The sequence below is a fragment of the Pantoea allii genome (assembly GCF_002307475.1).
In the GTDB taxonomy this organism is placed as follows: Bacteria; Pseudomonadota; Gammaproteobacteria; order Enterobacterales; family Enterobacteriaceae; genus Pantoea; species Pantoea allii.
Genome location: NZ_NTMH01000022.1, coordinates 45,117 through 65,926, shown reverse-complemented (window position 1 = coordinate 65,926; position 20,810 = coordinate 45,117). Strand labels below are relative to the sequence as shown.

Genomic DNA, 20,810 nt, shown 5'->3' with positions numbered 1-20,810 from the left:
ACAGCCTGCATGCATGTCCTTTGCTATTTTTCATAGCGGGATAGCAGGATATGAAGCACGCCCATCGCGCCATGGCTGTAAAAATAAATCTCTACAAAGGTGGTCAGGAATTTATGCCAGTGCAATACCTTACGCGTCAAATCAGGTGTGGCGAGCGACGTACTGTTAAATAAAAACCATAGCCCACCAGAACAGGCGACCGCGATCAACGCGATAACCCCCAGGCCTTGCACCGTCGCGGCTATGCCACCGCCATGTGCCTGGGGGAGTTTCAGGCCGGTCAGCTGTACGACATCGTTTCGAATACCCCGAAAATCCAGCATGAGCCAGGCGAAGTACCAGCGAAAACCCCGCTGAACCCGCATCCAGATGAGCATGATACCGCCCGCAGCGATCAGCAACAGTCCTGAGAGAATATGTAGCCAGGTTATCAGCGTCTCCAGGCTATGCCCGCCGAGCGCTTCACGTGCGGTGAAATTGGAATTAATGATCTGCGAAAGGATCAGCACGGCGACCAAAAGATGAAGCCGTCGAAAAAAGGGCGCATCGTGATGGGGAAGCCACTGACCATAAGACACTTTCATAGCGTTGCCAAAAAGAAGAGAGACGGAACGCTATATTTCCATGAGTAGATTAGGCTTACCTTAAGCAGGGCGCGGAGGTGTTATCCCGCTCAACCAGAAAATCTGCGCGCGTAAGACAGCATGTTATCTGTTCGGGCGGTCCAGTGAGGGCAATTTGGCAGGGGAAGGGCATAAAAAAACGCACCGGAAGAAAGCACCCGGTGCGTTCAGATAACGCGAGGCGTCGGGCGTCAGTTAGCGCGCCAGAGCACCCTGTGGTTTTTTGCCGATCAGGCGGTCAATACTGTACGCACCAGGACCCACTAAACCTAACACCAGGAAGCCCCCTGCGATAGACAGGTTTTTCATGAACATCAGCTGGTTAACGCCTTCTGCGAAGTTACTGTGAAACAGAAACGCGGTCAGAATAGTAAAGCCAGCGGTAAACAGCGCAGTAAAGCGGGTCAGGAAGCCAAACATAATGGCCAGGCCGCCGCCAAACTCCAGCAGAATAACCAGTGGCAGTATGAAACCCGGCACGCCCATCGCTTCCATGTACTGCTGAGTGCCAGCATAACCGGTAATTTTGCCCCAGCCAGAAACGATAAACAGGATAGTCATCAGGATACGGGCGGCCAACAAACCACTGTCTTCGAATTTTTTCATCATAAGCTCCAATGCTAAAAGTTTGCAAGGCGACGCTGCCCGCAGTGAATATTCCCGTTAACCGCATGATGGCGATTAGCCGGGCTGATAGCTGGAGATGATAGTAGCGAGGGGTTACAGTTGTAAGCAATATAAACTGTCGATGTTATTCAGTAAATTTGATAAAAAGCAAAAGCCAGCCGCAATCGGGCTGGCTTTGGGGGATTCAACGCGGGGGAAGAGCGGATTTCACCATGCGCCACGTACTCCACAGACCGAAGCCCCGTTTCGCCCAGCGGAGCAGGCGATTAGGGCTGCGAATGGAATAAATGGCTAACGCACTACTGCCAATGGCCAGATAACGTTTCAAACTTAAAAACGTAAACCAGCCACGGTCGTAAGAGGCCGTGATCTCCAGCCAGCCACGCCGCGCCGCGCTCAGATCCAGGCGTTGCTGCTGAACCTGCTTTAGCAGTTCATCGATGCGCGCTTGACGCTCACGGCAACTCATTAGTGGTTATCCTCGAGCAGATCACGATCGTTAGCCAGTTCTTTGCGCGTATGGCGCAATAGCGTGGACTGACGTGACTTACGCAGTGTCCATAGCCCAAAGATCAGCGCCAGCAAGAACAGCACGCCGGTGGTGATGGCAATGGCCATTAAACGGTACTGCGCATCAACTGCCCAGATAATCAGCACCATCAGGCTCATCAGGCCAAAAGCAGTGAAAAGCATGGTCAGGCCAAGCATCAACAGCATCTGGATCAGATTGGCCTTCTCTTCTTCCAGCTCGACCACTGCAAGACGAACGCGTGTTTCGACCATACTGACCAGCGTGGTAACAATACGCTGACCAATGTTGATGACCCCTTTGGCCGGTCCGTGGTTCTGCTGTGAATCCGTCATGATTAACGACGCGAGATCAGCATACCGATGGCAACGCCAATCGCCGCACCGATACCTACGCCGTGCCATGGGTTGTCACGCACGTAACCATCCGCTTTTTGTGCGGCTTCACGCGTGGTGGCCGCCAGGCGCTCACCGGATTCACCTAAACGCTCGCGGGAGCTGTCCAGCGCAACGCGCGCTTTGTGACGGAGTTTATCCAGTTCACCTTTTGATTTTTCAGTTCCGCTGCTCAGGACTTCTTCCAGCGTATCCGCCAGGTTTTTCAGTTCAGCACGCAAATATTCCGATGATGTGTCTTTAGACATAAAATACTCCTTTAACATCAGTAGATTGAATCCGATTAATAGGGCTCCGCCTGTAACTTCTTAAGCTCCTGGCGTGCTTCTTCCAGCTTGTGTTCGCGTTTCGCAATCTTGTCCTTGTCATGACCTTCGTCGCGCTCTTCCTTGAGTTCGCGCTCACGCTCAGCCACTTTCTGCTTCTGAGCGTTAATTTTTTCCAGATGTGAGGCTTTAAGCTTTTTATCGGTACATCCTGCCCGCACTTCGGTCAGGGCGCGCTCCAGGCCGTTTACACGGCGCTGGTTGTTATGCTTCTGAGCCATCTCGATTTCGCGCTGAATATCCTGCTCTTTTTGCTGACACAGCGACTGTGCTGCCATCAACGAGCCTGAAAGAGAAAACAGCACCATTCCCAGCAGTAATTTGTGTTTCATTAGGCTTTGTACCTTCCATTGTTGCCTGACTTAATTCAACGCGGTGCACAAGCATTCCGCACTGCGTTGATAACCAGCCTTAGTTTAAGCATAGACATCAGGTGGAAAAAGTCCAAAGATCACCGATATACAGAAAAACGCTCAGCACACCTTGTCGGTGAGATGAGCGATAAGAAAGGAATACGGACTAGGCGAGAGAAAGGTGAGGCATCGGGTCGTGTTGAGCGACGATAAACCCCTCTGGCAGCAGGCGACGCAGCACTTTCTGCGCGGCCAGACTCTGCTCTTCATTATCAAAATGGATAATCAGCGCATCGCCAGAGGGCGTGATGCTTTTGATACGAATGCCCTGAGCGCTCAGCTGTTGATACAGATAGAAGCCATCGGGCATCGGCGCACCTGCATGTGAAACGCGAATCTGTACCACGTTTTCATGACGCATCAGGTTGGGCACCATGCTGATAGCAATCAGCGCAAATGCGCCACCAATTAACCAGGGAAGCCAGCGTTTAGGAATGACCTGTAACAGTTTCATGAGCCCTCACCACGCTGGTTTGCCCGGCGCTTACGCCACAGCACAATCAGCGAGCCTACCAGCCCAATCACCAGTAACGCCAACGGCAACATCATCAGGAAAAACATCAGTTCATCTTCGTAACGGCGGAAGATGGGGGTTTTACCTAAGGCAAAGCCCAGGACGGTAAGGATGACGACCCATAAGAAGCCGCTCATCCAGTTAAAAAACTGGAAACGGGCATTACTTAAACCAGAAAGCCCGGCAATCGTCGGCAGCAGGGTGCGCACAAAAGCAATAAAACGACCAATCAGCAGTGCCGATAAGCCGTGGCGGTGAAACAGATTATGGGCGCGCTGATGATAGCGGGCAGGAAGGTGCGATAACCAGTTTTGAACCGTCGGCGTGTTCCCCAGCCAGCGGCCCTGAATATAGCTGACCCAGCACCCCAGGCTGGCACCGGTCGTGAGGACCAGAATGGTCAGCGGGAAGCCCATGGTCCCTTTGGCAATCAGCACGCCCACCAGAATCAGCAAGCTGTCGCCAGGCAGAAAAGCGGCAGGCAATAAGCCGTTTTCCAGAAAAAGGATCATAAATAAAACGCCGTAAATCGCCCATACCAGCGTTGGATCAGAAAGCGTTTCATAATCCTGTTGCCACAAGGCATGCAGCAGCGCTTGCAAAATTTCCATCAATCGTTCCTGAACATCATCGTTAATCATGTCCCACAGGGACCTCAGCGCAGACTGACATTTGTTATATATTTTGAGAGCGTCGTCTGAGCAAGCGTTTCTGGATCCTTCCAGAACTGATTGTTAAATCAGCGATTTGATAAGCCCTTATCGCAAAAGGTAAGAAAAGGGTGATAACTGTAACAAAAATCATGCATCGGAGACAGAACTACTCCTAAACGAACAGGAGTTTTACCCTCTGTATCACGATGTAAAAAGGAGTTTTACATGTCCTGACACTATTGCAGATTAACTGACTGTTATTAAGTCAGGTTAACGCGGAATCGTGTCTGCATCCGGAAGCACAACCGGATTTTCGCTAAACATGTAACGGTCGACGTTGAACTCAAAATCGTCGGCGGTGGCGTTAAATAACATCTGCTTGGTATTTTCGAGATGTTGCCACATTGCCAGCTTACTGGCGGCGGGATCTTTGCGTATTAAGGCTTTCAGAATCTGATCGTGATCGTCACACCAGCTTACGATACTGCGCTGATCGATATGCTCATGCAGCTTAAGCCAGTAGGGATTGTGCAAGCGGTGCAGCCACATCTTTTCTACAATCGCGGCCAGGGCGCTGTTTTGCGTCGACTGGGCGATGCGAACGTGGAATTTCATATCCCATTCCGAATCCCTGAAATGGTCCTCCTGACGGGCTTTCTCCTGAATCGCCATTAAATCGACGATATCTTTGCGCGTCACCTGGGTTGCCGCGAACTCTGCCACGTTACTTTCGATAAGCTGGCGGGCCTGCAACAGCTCGAAAGGCCCAAAGGCGGCAAACTCTAACTGGCTGCTGCTTTCGGCAACCCGGTTTTGCTGCTGGCTGGAAATGACATGAATGCCCGACCCTTTGCGCACCTCAACGTAGCCTTCGACTTCCAGCATAATAATGGCTTCGCGCACCACCGTGCGGCTGACTTCCATCTCTTCAGCGATCAGGCGTTCTGCGGGCAGTTTCTCACCCACCTGATAAACCCCGTTTTCAATGCGGCGTTTTAACTCGCTGGCCAGCTGTTGATAAAGTCGACGAGATTCAGTGAGGTCCATGACACCGTCCAAGGTAACGATCAGATAAGATAAGTTGTTATACCACTTTGCGGTAAGAGATGAAAAGGGCTGGCGCAGGCCAGCCCGCAGGATTAGCTACGTACCGTCGCAGCCGCAGAAGGAGAAGGTGGTGTCTGAAGCTCAGATATGGGCTGATTTTTTAGCACTGTCCAGATGACGATGGCGCCCAGCAAATCGAACACGGCCAGCGCGGCAAACAGGGGGCTAAAGCCTAATGTATCGGCCAACGCACCGACGACCAGCGCAAACAGGGTACTGGCTGTCCAGGCTGCCATGCCGGTCAGGCCGTTGGCGGTGGCAACTTCGTTACGGCCAAACACATCGGAAGACAGGGTAATCAGCGCACCAGACAGCGCCTGGTGGGCAAAGCCGCCGACGCACAGCAGCGCGATAGCAATATAAGGGCTGGTAAATAAACCGATGGTGCCTGGACCTATCATCAAAACGGCACCCATGGTGACCACCATTTTGCGTGACACAATCAGGTTAACCCCAAACCAGCGCTGAAACAGCGGTGGCAGGTAGCCGCCCAGGATACAACCAAAGTCAGCAAACAGCATCGGCATCCAGGCAAAAAGCGCGATCTCTTTAAGGTTGAAACCATAAACCTTAAACATAAAAAGCGGAATCCAGGCGTTAAAGGTGCCCCATGCGGGTTCTGCCAGGAAACGTGGCAGGGCGATCCCCCAGAACTGACGATTACGCAGAATCTGCAGTGCCGACATTTTGGTGCTGTTGCCGGTTTGATGCTGAAGCTCCTGACCGGAGATGATGTAGTGGCGCTCTTCTTCACTCAGCTTTTTCTGTTGCTTAGGATGTTTATAAAACACCAGCCAGCAGAGCGCCCAAATCATGCTCAGCACGCCCGAGATAATGAACGCCATCTGCCAGCTGTGCGCGACAATCGCCCAGACCACCAGGGGAGGCGCCAGCATCGCACCGATTGACGAGCCGACGTTAAAGTAGCCTACCGCCACGGAGCGCTCTTTAGCGGGGAACCACTCGCTACTGGCTTTGAGTCCGGCAGGGATCATCGCCGCTTCTGCGGCACCCACTGCACCGCGTGCCAACGCCAGACCGCCCCAGCTTCCCGCCAGCGCTGTCGCGGCGCAAAAGATCGCCCACAGTACAGCAAATACCGCATAGCCCACTTTGGTACCTAATAAATCAAGAACATAACCCGCTACAGGCTGCATTACGGTGTAGCAGGCAGAGTACGCCGCCACAATATAGGAGTACTGCTGGGTGGTGATATGCAGTTCTGTTTGTAGCGTTGGCGCTGCCACGGCAATCGTGTTACGCGTCAGATAGCCGAGCACCGTTCCGAGCGTGACCAGGCCAATCATATACCAGCGTAATCCTTTGATCTTACGCATTCTGTACCTCTTCCAGTTGTTTGTGCGGTCTTACCGCTGTTGTTATCTGGAGCGGGACATCTCGTGATACAGCTCTGCTCACGCCCGCCGGTCCTGCACCAGCGACCGTTATCTGCCTTGCCTTGTGTAAGAAATTTGTTACCTTGCGGTAAAGCGAGAGCCTAACTTGTTATACAACTTTAAAAGTTGAAAGCCATCACAAAAACCCGCAATAGCTTGTGGGATACTGCAAACAGATGAGATCACAGCCAGTTAGCGCGCTGCAGGCGACAATAAGGTCCATATGGGATGTGATCATCTTGCTTAAATGTGACCTGAGTCGTAAAAAAACCTGCAGTCAGCCAAAATTGGTATGATAACTTTGAGTCATTCAGGGGTAATCCCATAAGGAAGCTTTGTATGTCGCGTTTCATGACCGAGGATTTTTTGCTGGACACTGAGTTCGCCCGTCGTCTTTATCACGGCTACGCCAAAGATCAGCCCGTCTACGATTATCACTGCCATTTACCGCCGCAGCAGATTGCTGAAAACTATCGTTTTGCCAACCTTTACGATATCTGGCTGAAAGGCGATCACTATAAGTGGCGGGCCATGCGGGCTAACGGTGTGGCAGAGGCGCTGTGCACTGGCGACGCCAGCGATCGGGATAAATTCAATGCCTGGGCGCGAACGGTACCGCAAACCATCGGCAATCCGCTTTATCACTGGACGCATCTGGAATTACGTCGTCCCTTTGGCATTACCGGCGTGCTGCTGTCCGAAAAAACGGCCGATGAGATCTGGCAGCGCTGCAACGATTTACTGGCGCAGGACGATTTCACTGCGCGCGGCATCATGCAGCAGATGAACGTTAAGATGGTCGGGACCACCGACGATCCGCTGGACGATCTGACACATCACCGCGTACTGGCAGAAGACAGCAGCTTCAAGGTAAAGGTGCTGCCAAGCTGGCGTCCGGACAAAGCCTTTAATATCGAAGCCGACACCTTCCTGCCGTGGATTGAAAAACTGGAAAGCCTGACCGATATCAGCGTGCAGCGCTTTGATGATTTACGTCAGGCGCTGAGCAAACGTCTGGATCACTTTGCGGCACACGGCTGCAAGATTTCCGACCATGCGCTGGATGTGGTGTGTTATGCCGATGCGGATGAAACCACGCTGGACAGCATTCTGGCGCATCGTCGCGGCGGCGCAAAGCCGGATGCGCAGGCTATCGCCCAGTTTAAAACCGCAGTGCTGGTATGGCTTGGTGGGGAATATGCTCGTCGTGGATGGGTGCAGCAGTACCATATTGGAGCGTTGCGCAATACCAACCAACGCCAGTTCCAGCTGCTGGGCGCAGATGTGGGCTTTGACTCCATCAACGATCAGCCTGTTGCCGAACCTCTGGCCCGCTTACTTGGCGCGCAAAACCTCAATAACGCCTTGCCTAAAACTGTCCTCTACTGTCTGAATCCGCGGGATAATGAAGTGCTGGCAACCATGGCCGGAAATTTCCAGGGCGAGGGCCAGGCAGGGAAAATGCAGTTTGGTTCCGCCTGGTGGTTTAACGATCAACTGGATGGCATGCAGCGCCAGATGACGCAGCTGGCGCAAATTGGCCTGCTGAGCCGCTTCGTCGGGATGTTAACCGACAGCCGCAGCTTCCTTTCTTATACCCGTCATGAATATTTCCGTCGGCTGCTGTGCCAGATGATTGGCCGCTGGGTCGAACAGGGCGAAGCGCCTGCAGATGAAGCGCTGTTGGGCCAGATGGTACAAAACATTTGCTTCAACAATGCCCGTGACTATTTTGGCATTGAGCTGGGAGCCTGACCATGAAGCGGCTGAACCGCCACGACTTTCCCGGCGCGGTCTACCACGATCGCGTGATTCAGTTCGGTGAAGGTAACTTTCTGCGTGCCTTTATCGACTGGCAACTTGACTGGCTCAATGAACATCAGGGCACAGACGCCGGTGTGGTGGTGGTCAGGCCGCGTAATCGCGACGTCAGCGACAATCTGAATCAGCAGGACGGTCTGTATACCACGCTGATTCGCGGGCTGAACGCACAGGGGGAACAGGTGAGCGAAAGCCGCCTGATCCGCAGCCTGAACCGTGAGATTCAGCCTTACCAGCAGTTTGACGATTTTATGGCGCTGGCTCATCAGCCCGAGATGCGGTTTGTGTTCTCCAATACCACCGAAGCCGGCATCGCATTTACCGAAACCGATCGGTTAAGCGATCGGCCTGCATCCAGCTTTCCGGGCAAGCTGACGCAACTGCTTTGGGCGCGTTACCAGCATTTCGCAGGGAATAAAGAGAAAGGCTGGCTCATCGTGCCTTGTGAGTTGGTCGATCACAATGGCGATATGCTGCGCACTCTGGTGCTGCGCTATGCCGATCTCTGACAACTGCCCCAGGCGTTTCAACGCTGGGTTGATACGTGCTGTGCGTTCTATAACACGCTGGTGGATCGGATTGTGACCGGCTTTCCGTCCGACAGCGCCGCGCTTGAAGATCAACTGGGGTACCAGGACCGTTTTCTGGTGGCCGGGGAAGTCTATTACCAGTTTGTGCTTCAGGGACCCACGGCGCTGTTTGACGAACTGAAGCTTGCCGCACTGACGCCGCAGGTCCGCCACGTTGACGATATCGCCCCGTACAAAGCCCAAAAGGTGGCCATTCTGAACGGTGCCCACACCGCAATGGTGCCGGTCGCCTGTCTTGCGGGGCTTGAGAGCGTAGGAGAGGCGATGGACGATGAGCAAATATCTGCTTATGTCGATGCGCTGCTGCGCAAAGAGATTATTCCCACGTTGGATCTGCCAGCCGATGAGCTCAACGCTTTTGCCGACGCGGTGTTGCGCCGCTTCCGCAATCCGTTTATTCGCCATGCACTGCTTTCCATCGCCCTGAACAGCATGACCAAGTTCCGTACACGTTTGTTGCAACCTTTGCTGATGTCGCATGCGAAAACAGGGCAGTGGCCACAGCACCTGACGTTTGCGCTGGCAGCCCTGATTGCGTTTTATCGCGGGGAATCGGCGGATAAAAGCTGGCCTCTGCAGGATGAGCCGCACTGGCTGGAACGCTACTCAGAGGGCTGGGCCGCCGTGGCGGCAGAGCAAATCTCGCCTTTAGCGTTGGTCAGTCGCGTATTAAGTGATGCTCAGCACTGGGGACAAGATTTAACACAGCAACCCGGCCTGGCCGAAACGGTCAGCCAGCACCTGCAACGCATCCTCGCGCACGGTATACGTGACGCGCTGAGCCAACGGAGATAACCATGCAAGACGCCATAAAAATTCATCCGCAGGACAATGTTGCCGTGGCGTTGCATGATATGGAAGCCGACACCACGATTGAACTCGCCGCCCAGCCCGTCACGTTGCTTCAGGACGTGGGACGGGGGCACAAGTTTGCCTTGCGCGCCATCGGCAAAGACGAGTTGATCATAAAATATGGGTTGCCGATTGCGCATGCGACTCAGGCCGTTGGGGCAGGGGAGCTGATTCATTCCCACAATGCCCGCACCAATCTCAGTGACCTTGATCACTACGACTATGTGCCTGAGCAGATGGCTTTAACCACCCAGCCGGGCGACCGTGAGGTGCAGCTTTACCGCCGTGCCAATGGTGAGGTCGGCATCCGCAACGAGCTGTGGATCTTACCGACCGTAGGCTGCGTAAACGGGATTGCGCGACAGATTTTACAGCGCTTTCTGAAGGAGACGCAGGATGCAGCCGGTACAGACGGCGCTTTTCTGTTTAGTCACACCTTTGGCTGTTCGCAGTTAGGGCAGGATCATGACAACACCCGCACCATGCTACAAAACATGGTTCGCCATCCGAATGCGGGCGCGGTATTAGTGATAGGCCTGGGCTGCGAGAACAATCAGGTGGATGTGTTTCGTGAAACGCTGGGCGCATTTGAAAGCGATCGCGTTGAGTTTATGGTGTGCCAGCAACATGACGATGAAGTCGAAGCCGGACTGGAACGGCTGCATGCGCTCTATGAAAAAATGCGTCACGACCGCCGTTCACCGGGCACACTCAGCGAGCTTAAGTTCGGTCTGGAATGTGGCGGCTCTGATGGATTTTCGGGCATTACGGCCAATCCGCTGCTGGGCCGCTTTTCCGATCAGATGATCGCCAACGGCGGGACAACGGTGCTGACGGAAGTGCCTGAAATGTTTGGTGCCGAACGTATTCTGATGGGCCGTTGCCGGGATCGGGCCACCTTCGACAAAACCGTGTCGATGATTAACGACTTCAAACAGTACTTTATCGATCATCATCAGCCCATCTATGAAAACCCGTCACCGGGTAATAAAGCAGGCGGTATTACCACGCTGGAAGAGAAGTCACTCGGCTGTACACAAAAAGCGGGGCAAAGTCAGGTGGTGGACGTACTCAAGTATGGCGAACGTCTCACCGCACCGGGCCTTAACCTGTTGAGCGCGCCGGGGAACGATGCGGTGGCGACCAGTGCGCTGGCGGGTGCGGGCTGTCATATGGTGCTGTTCAGCACCGGGCGCGGCACGCCGTACGGCGGATTTGTCCCCACGGTCAAGCTGGCCACCAATACGCCGCTGGCTGAAAAGAAACCGCACTGGATTGATTTTAACGCCGGAAGACTGCTCGATGGTATGAGCATGGACGCGCTGTTAGCCGACTTTGTTGACACCATTGTGGCGATTGCCAACGGGCAGTTAACCAACAATGAAAAAAATGATTTTCGTGAACTGGCTATTTTTAAAAGCGGCGTGACGCTGTAAACGGAAGGGCGGCATGGCTGCCGCCCTTAGTTTTATGACGCAACCGCGCCGACTGACATCAGGTTACGCATGAACTGGGCCGCATGGATTTCGTATAGCAGGCTGCCTGGGCCTCATATCTTGTGATCCATAGGCTTAGGCCGCTAAACAGACTTCAATACGTTTTTCTCCTCGCCCGCAACGGGTCACTGACGCCGTCTTCGTGCATCCCATAAGAGAGATGCCTGAAAGCCACCCACGCTAAGCGGCACAATCTACGAACCTGCCTGCTCACTTTTCTCCTGTGGATTCTGTCTGTCCGGTTTAGCGGGCTTCACTCGCAAAATTAACGGCAGGCGCTCACCTGACCCGTCTTTTTAACGGCGACAGATTTTACAGCCGAAACGACTTTCATCCTGCTGGGTGTGCACGTGCACATTTCATCTTATTGTGAGATCTCGATCGCAGACTGCTGGTTGATTAATGATGTGCACGTGCACATAATGAAAAACAGGGAGGATAATATGAAAATAACCGGTTTAAACGTTTATGACGTCGATCTTCGCGCCCGGCAACCGGGTCATAACCTGATTATCGTGGAGATTGAAACGGACGAAGGGATTTCCGGTATCGGCGAAGTCGCGATGAGCTACGGCGTCGGTGCCAAGTCCGTTATTCCCGTGCTTGAGTCGCTGACAAAGACTTACCTTACAGGCCGCTCACCTTTTGATTCAGAACTGATTTTCCAACAGTGTTTTGATAAGTCCTACTGGGCGCGCGGCCGATCGCTGGCGATATATGGCGCGATGAGTGCAATCGATATCGCCCTGTGGGATATCAAAGGTAAGGCACTCAATCTGCCGGTTTACCAACTGTTGGGGGGAAAATGCCGTGACAGGATTCCGCTCTATGCAAACCACTGGTATTTCGATGCCTGGCGACCAGAAGAGTTCGCTGAACGGGCGCTGCGGGTGGTAAACGAGGGCTATAAAGGGCTGAAATTTGATCCCTTTAAAATGTCGCCAACGGGAGAAAAGTCTACGCCCGATCGTCCCGTCAGCAAAGCATGGGGAAATATGGCCATCGCAAGGGTTAAAGCGGTGCGTGAAGCCGTTGGCGATGACATTGATATCATGCTCGATCTTCATGGCTGCCTGAATGTGTCCGACGCGGTTAAATGGGGGAAACAACTGGAAGCGTTCTCTCCTTATTTTTACGAAGAACCGACCGATACGCTGCTGATAAACGCCTCAGCAGAAGTCAAACTCAAGGTGGATATTCCGCTGGCCGGCGGTGAGCGTTTATATACCCGTTATGATTTTGCGCCTTTCATTGAAAACCGTATCTTCGAACTGATTCAGCCCGATATGGGACTGGCAGGCGGTTTTACCGAAATGAAAAAAATCGCTGCCTTTGCAGAAACCTATCAAATTGCCATCCAGCCACATAATGCTTCTGGCCCAGTTTTAACGGCTGCCTGTGTGCAATTTGATATCTGTACCACCAATGTTCAAATTCAGGAATGGTTTCCTTACTGGCAGGATGAACGTTATCGGGTTGTCCAGGAGGCGCTTGAACATAACGTTAAACACGGTCACTTTGTCGTTGAAGAGATGAATCCCGGCTTGGGCGTTGAACTCGATAAAAACTATTTATCAAATTTCCAACAATATAAATTTAAATAATTAACCATCAGGATGAATAAAATGAAAAGAATCTTTCTTTGCTGCAATGCGGGCATGAGCACCTCTATGCTCGTAAAAAAAATGAAGGCGTCTGCCGCTGAGCAAAACATCGATATTGAAATCGAGGCCTTTCCACTGGAGAAATTTAACGAAAGCATTGAAACCTATGATCTCTGCCTGTTGGGGCCTCAGGTGCGATATAAACTTGAGGAATTCAGGAAAATAGCCGCCGAAAAAAATAAAAAAGTAGAAGCTATTAATCCAATGGATTACGGAATGATGAAGGGTGACAACGTATTAAAGTTTGCGCTCGAATTACTTGGCTAAACGTACGCCAATATGAGGAAGTAACTCATGAAAATGTATGATGTTATTATTTCAATGATTGAAAAGAAGATAGCGCCTGTCGCAGGTAAAATCGGTGGGCAGCGACACGTGCTGGCTGTGCGTGATGGGTTTATCTCTGCCATGCCATTTATGATTGTGGGCAGCTTTCTGATGATACTGGCCTTTCCGCCTTTTTCCCGGGACACGACCTTTGCTTTCGGGCAAATGTGGCTGGAATTTGCCACCAACCATAAAGAAGCGATCATGCTGCCTTTTCGCATGACGATGGGCATCATGACGATCTATGTCGCCGTGGGGATTGGCTATAACCTGGCACAGGGCTATAAACTCAGTCCATTAATGGGCGGGCTACTTTCATTGTGTTCATTTCTGATTGTCGCTGCACCTTTCACTAACGGAAATATTCCCGCCATGTATATGGGCGGAACGGGGATCTTTACGGCGCTATTAACCTCAATCTATTCCATCGAGTTAATGCGACTCCTGAAAGCGAAAAATTTCACTATTCGCTTGCCGGAGCAGGTACCAGAAAAAATAGCACAGTCGTTTGAACTGCTGGTTCCCGTGTTGATTATGATCGCGACCCTTTATCCGCTTTCACTTCTGCTGCAACACGTTTCCGGCATGTTATTGCCCGAGCTTATCATGGCGGTTTTTAAACCCCTGGTCACCGCCTCAGACAGCCTGACCGCCGTTCTGATTTGTGTACTGCTCTCGCATCTGCTGTGGTTTTGTGGGATTCATGGTGCAGCTATTGTCACAAATTTATTGCAACCTTTTTGGCTGGCAAATATCGCCGCCAATCAACTGGCGCTTGAAATGGGGCAGGCACTGCCAAACAGCTTTGTCGATCCGTTCTGGCGGTTTTACATCGTTATCGGCGGATGTGGTTCAACGCTGGCACTGGTCATGATGTATATCCGCAGCCGTTCTTCACATTTACGTTCTATCGGCAAGCTAAGTATTGTGCCCTCCTTCTTTAATATTAACGAACCGGTGATATTTGGTTCGCCGATTATTATGAATCCCGTCATGCTGATTCCGTTTGTCGGTGCCCCACTTATCAATGCCACTGTGGCATGGTTTGCGCTGGCGTCGGGATTTGTGGATAAACCGATATCTATCGTTCCCTGGACCACACCGGCTTTATTAGGTGCCCCCTGGGCCGCCGGATGGGCTGTCGGGCCGATCATACTTGTGCTGACTAATTTTGCGATTTCATGCCTGATCTGGTTACCGTTTTTCAAAGCCTATGAAAAACAGTTACTCGCTCAGGAAACTGAAACGACGTGTTAATACCACCTGGGATAATTAAAAATGAATATTGAACTGGTCGTTATGGAAATCATTACGAACGCCGGAGAAAGTAAGAGCGAAGCGATGATGGCGTTACAGCATGCAAAACGTCATGAATGGCAGGCGTGCGATGCCGCGCTGATGCGTTCAAAAGAGGCAGCGGGACGGGCACACGCCATACAAACCCAATTAATTGGATTAGATGAGGGCGAAGGGAAAGTCCCTGTTACGCTGGTCATGGTTCATGCGCAAGACCATTTAATGACGGCCATGCTGGCGAATGAACTGATTAAAGAAATGATTGAAATGTATAGAAATAAGTCCTGATTCTCCGTACGATGAACCCGGGTTTCTTCACCATTACTGCTTTATTCATAGTGGATCACCATGAGCACGATAGTTGATGTTGCAAGACTTGCGAATGTCTCCCGGGTTACGGTTACCCGGGTTCTGAATGAGCCTGAAAAAGTAAAAGAAGAAACCCGCGTTCGTGTGGAAAACGCAATCAGGACGCTGAGCTATACGCCAAATTTGAGCGCCCGCTCGCTGGTTAGTAAAAGTAGCGGGGTGATAGGGATGCTGGTGCCAGATAACATCTCTGGTTTTTTTGGTTCAGTGATGAGTGCGGTGCACAAGCAGGTGAATGCCAACGGTAAGATGCTGATGGTGTTAGAAAGTGCGGATGCCACAGAAGAAGAGAACGCATTACGCAAGCTTAATGAGATTAACTGTGATGGTTTCCTGCTTTATATTCGCCATCTGGCCGACGACAAAATAACGCATTACACCCAGGACAAACCCGTTGCACTTCTTGATGCTGCGGAAACCTCGGTCATCGCGGGCGTGTCGTTTGGGCACTACGACGCCGCGTTTGAAGCAACACAAAAGCTGATCACTGCCGGACACCGTTATATTGCCGTCGTCGGGGGGCCAGAATCGCGTCGCAGTGCCATCGCTCGTGTAAAAGGCTGTGCCGATGCGATACGCACGGTCAATCCGTCATGGGATACCCGCTATGTTCTGTCCGGTAGCTACGATCAGGCCTTTGGCGAGCAGGCCACGCTTGAACTGGTCACGCGCCATCCTGAGATTACCGCCCTTGTTTACTGTGGTGAGCGATCCTGTGCCGGCGGTTTGAGAGCATTAAAAACGCTGGGAAGAAGTGTGCCCGATACTATGTCGGTTATCGCGTTCGATAGCTTTGGACTGACCCAATATCTCGGCCCGCAAATTGAGAGCGTTATTTATCCGGTCAAAGAAATGGCTGAATACGGCGTGAGCGAAGTGCTGAGCAGGCTCCAGAACAGAGGCTACATCATCCGGCCAAAAGCGTTTTCCCACTCTTTCGTTCCCGGTGATTCAATCCGTCATTGCGACGCATAAACCTGCCCGTAGCCACGGCCTTTAACGTTTCGGCGCAGGTTCATCACACCAGAAGCGCAGCCTTCATCCGGGCCGTAACCGCCTTCAGTCACACCTTACACCGCCGCGATTAAAGAGAACGACAGCGCGTTCACACTGACTTCATTCTGCTGGAAACGCGGTGACAGGTGGTGAAGCATTCTGGTTATCCACTTTTTGTCGCGGACGAAGAAACATCCCCGCCTTTGCGGGCGGGGATGCACTATTACTGGTTAAGCCGCTTCTTATCGTTCTTGTGATTCACCCAGGCATTGATTACCAGGGTGGAGCCAAGAATCACGCCCACCACGCCCAGGGATATCGCTACCGGAATATGATAAATATCGACAATCAGCATCTTGATACCGATAAACACCAGTACGAGCGCCAGGCCATATTTCAGCATCGAGAAGCGTTCTGCCACGTTAGACAGCAGGAAGTACATGGCGCGCAGACCCAGAATCGCAAACAGGTTTGAGGTCAGAACGATAAAGGGATCGGTGGTGACGGCAAAGATTGCCGGGATACTGTCGACGGCAAAGATCACATCACTTAATTCGACCATGATCAGCACCAGCAGCAGCGGTGTCGCAAACAGCACGCCGTTCTTACGGGTAAAGAATTTCTCCCCTTCCAGCGTGTCGGTCATGCGCAGATGTTTACGCAGCCAGCGCACCACCGGTTTGTCGCCCACCGCCGCATCATCCTCTTTTGCCATCGCCATTTTGATACCGGTAAACAGCAGGAAGGCACCGAAGATATACAGGACCCAGCTAAACTGCGTGACCAGCCAGCTACCCGCGAAGATCATGATGGTACGCAGCACGATAGCGCCTAATACACCGTAAATCAGCACGCGCCGTTGCAGGTTGGCAGGCACAGAGAAGTAGCTGAACAGCATCAGCCAGACAAAGACGTTATCGACCGCGAGGGATTTTTCCAGCACGTAGCCGGTCAGAAAGGCCAGGGTTTGGCTGGTGGCCACTTCGCGTCCGGCGGTGCCTTCCAGATACCACCAAAACGCGGCGCTGAACAGGAGCGAGACGGACACCCAAATCAGTGACCAGACGGCAGCCTGTTTAAAGGTCATGGTTTGCGAACCGCGACGGCCCTGTAAGAACAGGTCAATCGCCAGCATGATAAGCACTACAACCGCAAAACTGCCCCAGAGGAGTGGCGTACCTACAGTTTGCATCATCGTATCCTGTCTAAAAATAAAAAAACGGCTGAAGTCAGAAGACGTCAGCCGCTTATTCAGTGTAAGCAAACCTCGCCTTCCGGCAAGGTCTCACTTACAACTCAGGAATCGATTCTGGGTTGCCTGATGACCGGATGCGTGCGCAACGTAGTGACGATCAATCAGCTTACAAGTTACTCCCCTTTGCAAGCGGGTAAGTTACGTGCCTGGTGGTCAGGAATCAATCGATGAATGTCATATTTTGAAATATTTACATTCAGGGCCGATCGGCCGGGAAAACAACGCCCGTCTGGCGTCGAATCTCGGTCAGTAATCTGGCGACGCTGCGGGAAATCTCCAGTGCCGGATGGCTGACGTGACGCTGTTCAACCAGCCGCACAAAGGTCTGCGCTTCATACAGCATCGTGTTGATATGCTGCGGCTGGCTTAGATTCTGTTTATCCCCTTCACGCGGAATAAAGGTCACTGACTGGCACTCGGCGATCCGGTTAACCACCAGCGATCCGACTTCGCCCTGGATTTCACTGTCCAGCATGGCGTCACTCACCTTGGAATGCAAAATAGTCACATCAAACTGACCATAATTCAGGATCACCGTGCCGTGCGCATCGACGCCGCTTTCCAGCAGGCTGGCAGAGGCAAAAACCTGCTGGGGTTCGCCCCACAGCGTGACGGCCGTCGCCAGACAATAGTAGCCAATATCCATAATGGACCCGTTTGACCAGCGGGGATCGAAGGTGTTGGGATGCTCGCCGTTCAGGTAACGGGGATAACGAGAGGAGTACTGGCAATAGTTCAGCAGCGCTTTGCGGAGTGTGCCAAGCTTTGGCAGCCCCTGTTGCAGTTGAATAAAGTTCGGTAAGCTGGCGGTTTTAAAGGCTTCGAACAGCACCACCTGATGACTAAAGGCGCAGGCGATCATCGCCTCAACCTCTTGCAGATTGGAGGCCAGCGGCTTTTCGCAAATGACGTGTTTGCCCTGTGACATAAACAGCATGGCCTGCTGGCAATGCAGTGCGTTGGGGCTGGCGATATACACGGCGTCGATGTCAGGACTGGCGGCCATGGCCTCCAGTGACGTAAAGAGATGGTCGCAGGGATAGTCATGACGGAATGCTTCCGCCTGCTCTGGGCTGCGCGAATAGACGGCACAGAGTGTCATGTGGCCGGTTTCATGTGCGGCATCAATAAACTGACGCGTAATCCAGTTGGTTCCCACAATGGCAAAGCGAATCACAGTTAGCCTCCTGCATGTGTAAAAACCGCAGAGTAGCATCTGAAACCGGGCAAGCAACGCCAGACGTTGATCCTGAGATCTCCATTCCAATAATATGGCTGGATAAAGCACGTTAAGCACAAGACTGGGAGCGCAGGTGAAAGGAAGTAAACACGCACTAAACTGGACCACATTGCTTATTGCCATTCCCGTTGGCTGTGCGGCGTCGTTAGTCACCTTGTTATTCCGTGAAACCATTGAGTTTATCAATCAGTTGCTGTTTGGTCGCAGCAACGATATCACCGAGTCGTTGCATCTCTGGCCCTGGATATTCTGGCCGGTTCTGGTCGGTGTTGGCGGCCTGCTGGCGGGATTCTTCCTGCGTTATGCGGTGGCGATTGAGCAGCAGCAAACCGTAAAAACGGACTATCTCGAAGTGATTAATGCCCGCCTTGACGCCGTTCCGACCAAAACCTCGCTTTTTCGGGCGCTGTCGTCGATAGCCAGTATTGGCAGCGGCGCCTCAATCGGTAAAGAAGGCCCGATGGTTCAGCTCGCCGCCCTGTGTGGCAGCATAATCGGTCGTGTCTTGCCCCGCTCATTACAGTTAAAAAACAGTGATGTCGTTGCCATGGCCGCCGCCGCCGGTCTTTCATCGGTTTATCATGCGCCGCTGGCGTCGGCTATTTTCGTGGCGGAGATTGCCTTTGGCATGTCGGCGCTGCAGCGTCTGATCCCGCTGGTGGTGTCATCGGCCGTGGCGGTAATGACCATGTGGGCGATGGGGTTCCGTCATGCGCTTTATCCGCTGGCGGATGTCAGCTTCACCATGGATATCAACAGTCTGTTGATTACTGTCCTGATTGGTTTGCTGTCCGGGCTGGCGGGGTTGCTTCTGATTCGCCTGATTGCGCGTACTAAAATGCTGTTCAGCCGGGTCACTTCGTTGCCGTTGCGGCTTGGGGCAGGGGGATTCGCCGTGGGCCTGCTGGCGCTGATCTCTACAGATATTTTGGGCAATGGCTATGAAGTGATCGTCAAGGTGATGGCGGGGCATTATCTGCTGTCGGGATTACTGCTGTTGCTGGTGTTAAAAATGCTGGCGACCAGCCTCTCTGTGGGCTCCAATGCCGTGGGCGGGCTGTTTACGCCGTCCTTACTCATCGGTGCGCTGCTGGGCATGGTTATCGCGCTCGGCGGCGTAGCGCTGCATCTTCCCCTTCACAACGTCTTGCTGTTCGCCGCCGTGGGCATGGCGGCGGTGCTGGCGGCGGTGAGTCAGGCTCCTTTGATGGCGATGCTGATGGTGCTGGAAATGACGCTCAACAGCAGTTTGCTGTTTCCGGTCATGATTGCCTCCGTGCTGGCAACAATGGTGGTTTATCGCCTGCAAATGGCCAGCACCTATCCGGTCGTTACTCACCATTTTAACCGCTCTGAAGCGAAATATGATTTCGATAATATGCGCATCGCCGAGCTGATTATTCCGGGGGCAGCGCTCCAGCCGGAGGCATCGGTAGGAGAGGCGCTGGCGGTGAGCTCCCTGAAGCGTGAGCGCTATGTGTATGTGATCAATGCGGCAGGGGCTTTTCTTGGTGTGGTGTCGATCCATGAAATTTCACGCCGGGTGCTGGCGCAGGAGATTAACCTGGACTCACCGGTTGAATGCGTCATGGACGAAGATTTCCCGGTGGCCTATCAAAACCAAAGTATACGGGAAGGATGGGAAGCCTTTGCGGCGGTGACGCTGGAACGCCTGCCGGTGTTGAATAATCCGCAGGAGCGCCGTTTTATGGGGGCGCTGACGAAAACCAGCCTGATTCAGAAAGCCCAGCAGTTTCTCTAAGCCGCGTTGCCGCGCATCGCCTGCTCGGTCATCCACAGGCGCGCATCAAATTCGAGCTGGTGGTAGTCCGGCTCCATATGGCAGCAGAGCTGATAAAACGCCTTATCGTGGTTTTTCTCTTTCAGGTGCGCCAGCTCATGCACCACGATCATCCGTAAAAAGGGTTCGGGTGCCTGGCGGAAAAACGTCGAAATACGGATCTCGGCTTTGGCCTTCAGGTTGCCGCCCTGCACGCGTGATATGGCTGTGTGCAAGCCCAGCGCATGCTTCATGACCTTAATCTTGTTATCCCATATCACCTTGTTAATCGGCGGGGCATTTCGCATATAGCGGTTTTTGAGCGCCAGCGTAAAGTCGTACAGCGCCTTATCACTCATTACGTCATGCATATCGGGATAGCGCTGTTGTAGCACCGGGCCTAACCGCTGACGATCAATGAGTGTCTGCACCTGTTCAAGGATGGACTCAGGATAACCCTGAAGATAGATAAGTGAGGACATTAGAGATTCCCGGCGAAAGACAGTATACTGCGCCCCCTTTTTGGGGCGAAAATCAACC

21 protein-coding genes and 1 pseudogene are annotated in these 20,810 nt (G+C 52.7%); 9 read left to right on the top strand and 13 right to left on the bottom strand.

Going from position 1 to position 20,810, the window contains the following annotated elements; genetic code table 11:
* Nucleotides 1–23: 23 nt before the first annotated feature.
* The 10 genes from CMR03_RS07520 to CMR03_RS07475 form a co-directional block, all read right to left on the bottom strand.
* Entirely contained in the window at nucleotides 24–584 is a 561-nt protein-coding gene (locus CMR03_RS07520; RefSeq protein WP_096011216.1) for a cytochrome b/b6 domain-containing protein, read from the bottom strand.
* A gap of 234 nt (nucleotides 585–818) precedes the next feature.
* Nucleotides 819–1,229 (bottom strand): DoxX family protein, encoded by a 411-nt coding sequence (locus tag CMR03_RS07515; protein WP_063881035.1) that lies wholly within the window; start codon nucleotides 1,227–1,229, stop codon nucleotides 819–821.
* 205 nt (nucleotides 1,230–1,434) lie between these two features.
* Nucleotides 1,435–1,719, bottom strand: a complete 285-nt coding sequence (locus CMR03_RS07510; protein ID WP_063877348.1) for a YqjK-like family protein — start codon at nucleotides 1,717–1,719, stop codon at nucleotides 1,435–1,437.
* Nucleotides 1,719–2,114, bottom strand: a complete 396-nt coding sequence (locus tag CMR03_RS07505; protein ID WP_172823880.1) for a phage holin family protein — start codon at nucleotides 2,112–2,114, stop codon at nucleotides 1,719–1,721. Before CMR03_RS07505 ends, CMR03_RS07510 begins: the two co-directional genes overlap by 1 nt.
* A 2-nt stretch (nucleotides 2,115–2,116) precedes the next feature.
* Nucleotides 2,117–2,422 carry an ElaB/YgaM/YqjD family protein gene (locus CMR03_RS07500; protein ID WP_014604934.1) on the bottom strand — a complete coding sequence of 102 codons (306 nt, stop codon included), beginning with the start codon at nucleotides 2,420–2,422 and terminating at the stop codon, nucleotides 2,117–2,119.
* Nucleotides 2,423–2,457: 35 nt separating this feature from the next.
* Entirely contained in the window at nucleotides 2,458–2,832 is a 375-nt protein-coding gene (locus CMR03_RS07495) for a DUF1090 domain-containing protein (RefSeq protein ID WP_063877347.1), read from the bottom strand.
* A gap of 187 nt (nucleotides 2,833–3,019) precedes the next feature.
* On the bottom strand, nucleotides 3,020–3,367 hold the full coding sequence (gene mzrA, locus CMR03_RS07490; RefSeq protein ID WP_063877346.1) for an EnvZ/OmpR regulon moderator MzrA: 348 nt from the start codon (nucleotides 3,365–3,367) through the stop codon (nucleotides 3,020–3,022).
* A complete protein-coding gene (locus CMR03_RS07485; protein ID WP_063877345.1) occupies nucleotides 3,364–4,038 on the bottom strand; it encodes a DedA family protein in 675 nt (224 codons plus the stop codon). Before CMR03_RS07485 ends, mzrA begins: the two co-directional genes overlap by 4 nt.
* A 312-nt stretch (nucleotides 4,039–4,350) precedes the next feature.
* Nucleotides 4,351–5,127: a transcriptional regulator ExuR gene (gene exuR / locus CMR03_RS07480; protein ID WP_063881033.1), complete on the bottom strand. Its 777-nt coding sequence runs from the start codon at nucleotides 5,125–5,127 to the stop codon at nucleotides 4,351–4,353.
* A gap of 92 nt (nucleotides 5,128–5,219) precedes the next feature.
* On the bottom strand, nucleotides 5,220–6,524 hold the full coding sequence (locus CMR03_RS07475) for an MFS transporter (RefSeq protein ID WP_063877344.1): 1,305 nt from the start codon (nucleotides 6,522–6,524) through the stop codon (nucleotides 5,220–5,222).
* Nucleotides 6,525–6,923: 399 nt separating this feature from the next.
* Between CMR03_RS07475 and uxaC the strand changes: the two genes are divergently transcribed.
* The 8 genes and pseudogenes from uxaC to CMR03_RS07435 all read left to right on the top strand — a co-directional run bounded on the left by uxaC (nucleotide 6,924) and on the right by CMR03_RS07435 (nucleotide 15,974).
* Nucleotides 6,924–8,339 carry a glucuronate isomerase gene (gene uxaC, locus CMR03_RS07470; RefSeq protein WP_096011215.1) on the top strand — a complete coding sequence of 472 codons (1,416 nt, stop codon included), beginning with the start codon at nucleotides 6,924–6,926 and terminating at the stop codon, nucleotides 8,337–8,339.
* Nucleotides 8,340–8,341: 2 nt separating this feature from the next.
* A pseudogene (locus tag CMR03_RS07465) lies at nucleotides 8,342–9,790 on the top strand (tagaturonate reductase).
* A 2-nt stretch (nucleotides 9,791–9,792) separates the two neighbouring features.
* Complete coding sequence (locus CMR03_RS07460) at nucleotides 9,793–11,283, top strand: UxaA family hydrolase (RefSeq protein WP_096011214.1); 1,491 nt, start codon at nucleotides 9,793–9,795, stop codon at nucleotides 11,281–11,283.
* Between the two features lie 503 nt (nucleotides 11,284–11,786).
* Complete coding sequence (locus tag CMR03_RS07455; RefSeq protein ID WP_158087017.1) at nucleotides 11,787–12,947, top strand: mandelate racemase/muconate lactonizing enzyme family protein; 1,161 nt, start codon at nucleotides 11,787–11,789, stop codon at nucleotides 12,945–12,947.
* A 21-nt stretch (nucleotides 12,948–12,968) separates the two neighbouring features.
* Complete coding sequence (locus CMR03_RS07450; RefSeq protein WP_096011212.1) at nucleotides 12,969–13,274, top strand: PTS sugar transporter subunit IIB; 306 nt, start codon at nucleotides 12,969–12,971, stop codon at nucleotides 13,272–13,274.
* A gap of 27 nt (nucleotides 13,275–13,301) precedes the next feature.
* On the top strand, nucleotides 13,302–14,591 hold the full coding sequence (locus CMR03_RS07445) for a PTS sugar transporter subunit IIC (RefSeq protein ID WP_063877338.1): 1,290 nt from the start codon (nucleotides 13,302–13,304) through the stop codon (nucleotides 14,589–14,591).
* 21 nt (nucleotides 14,592–14,612) lie between these two features.
* Nucleotides 14,613–14,918 (top strand): PTS lactose/cellobiose transporter subunit IIA, encoded by a 306-nt coding sequence (locus CMR03_RS07440; protein ID WP_063877337.1) that lies wholly within the window; start codon nucleotides 14,613–14,615, stop codon nucleotides 14,916–14,918.
* A 60-nt stretch (nucleotides 14,919–14,978) separates the two neighbouring features.
* The gene (locus CMR03_RS07435; RefSeq protein WP_063877336.1) at nucleotides 14,979–15,974 is read left to right on the top strand and encodes a LacI family DNA-binding transcriptional regulator; all 996 of its coding nucleotides are present in this window, start codon (nucleotides 14,979–14,981) and stop codon (nucleotides 15,972–15,974) included.
* Between the two features lie 244 nt (nucleotides 15,975–16,218).
* On the opposite strand, the gene CMR03_RS07430 is transcribed toward CMR03_RS07435, so the two are convergent.
* Both CMR03_RS07430 and CMR03_RS07425 read right to left on the bottom strand, forming a co-directional pair.
* Nucleotides 16,219–17,187, bottom strand: a complete 969-nt coding sequence (locus CMR03_RS07430; protein ID WP_063877335.1) for a TerC family protein — start codon at nucleotides 17,185–17,187, stop codon at nucleotides 16,219–16,221.
* Between the two features lie 259 nt (nucleotides 17,188–17,446).
* Nucleotides 17,447–18,427 (bottom strand): Gfo/Idh/MocA family protein, encoded by a 981-nt coding sequence (locus CMR03_RS07425; RefSeq protein WP_096011211.1) that lies wholly within the window; start codon nucleotides 18,425–18,427, stop codon nucleotides 17,447–17,449.
* A 136-nt stretch (nucleotides 18,428–18,563) separates the two neighbouring features.
* Between CMR03_RS07425 and CMR03_RS07420 the strand changes: the two genes are divergently transcribed.
* The gene (locus CMR03_RS07420; protein WP_096011210.1) at nucleotides 18,564–20,252 is read left to right on the top strand and encodes a chloride channel protein; all 1,689 of its coding nucleotides are present in this window, start codon (nucleotides 18,564–18,566) and stop codon (nucleotides 20,250–20,252) included.
* Here the strand turns inward: CMR03_RS07420 and CMR03_RS07415 are convergent.
* The gene (locus CMR03_RS07415) at nucleotides 20,249–20,752 is read right to left on the bottom strand and encodes a M48 metallopeptidase family protein (RefSeq protein ID WP_063877332.1); all 504 of its coding nucleotides are present in this window, start codon (nucleotides 20,750–20,752) and stop codon (nucleotides 20,249–20,251) included. The genes CMR03_RS07420 and CMR03_RS07415 overlap by 4 nt on opposite strands.
* Between the last annotated feature and the right edge of the window lie 58 nt (nucleotides 20,753–20,810).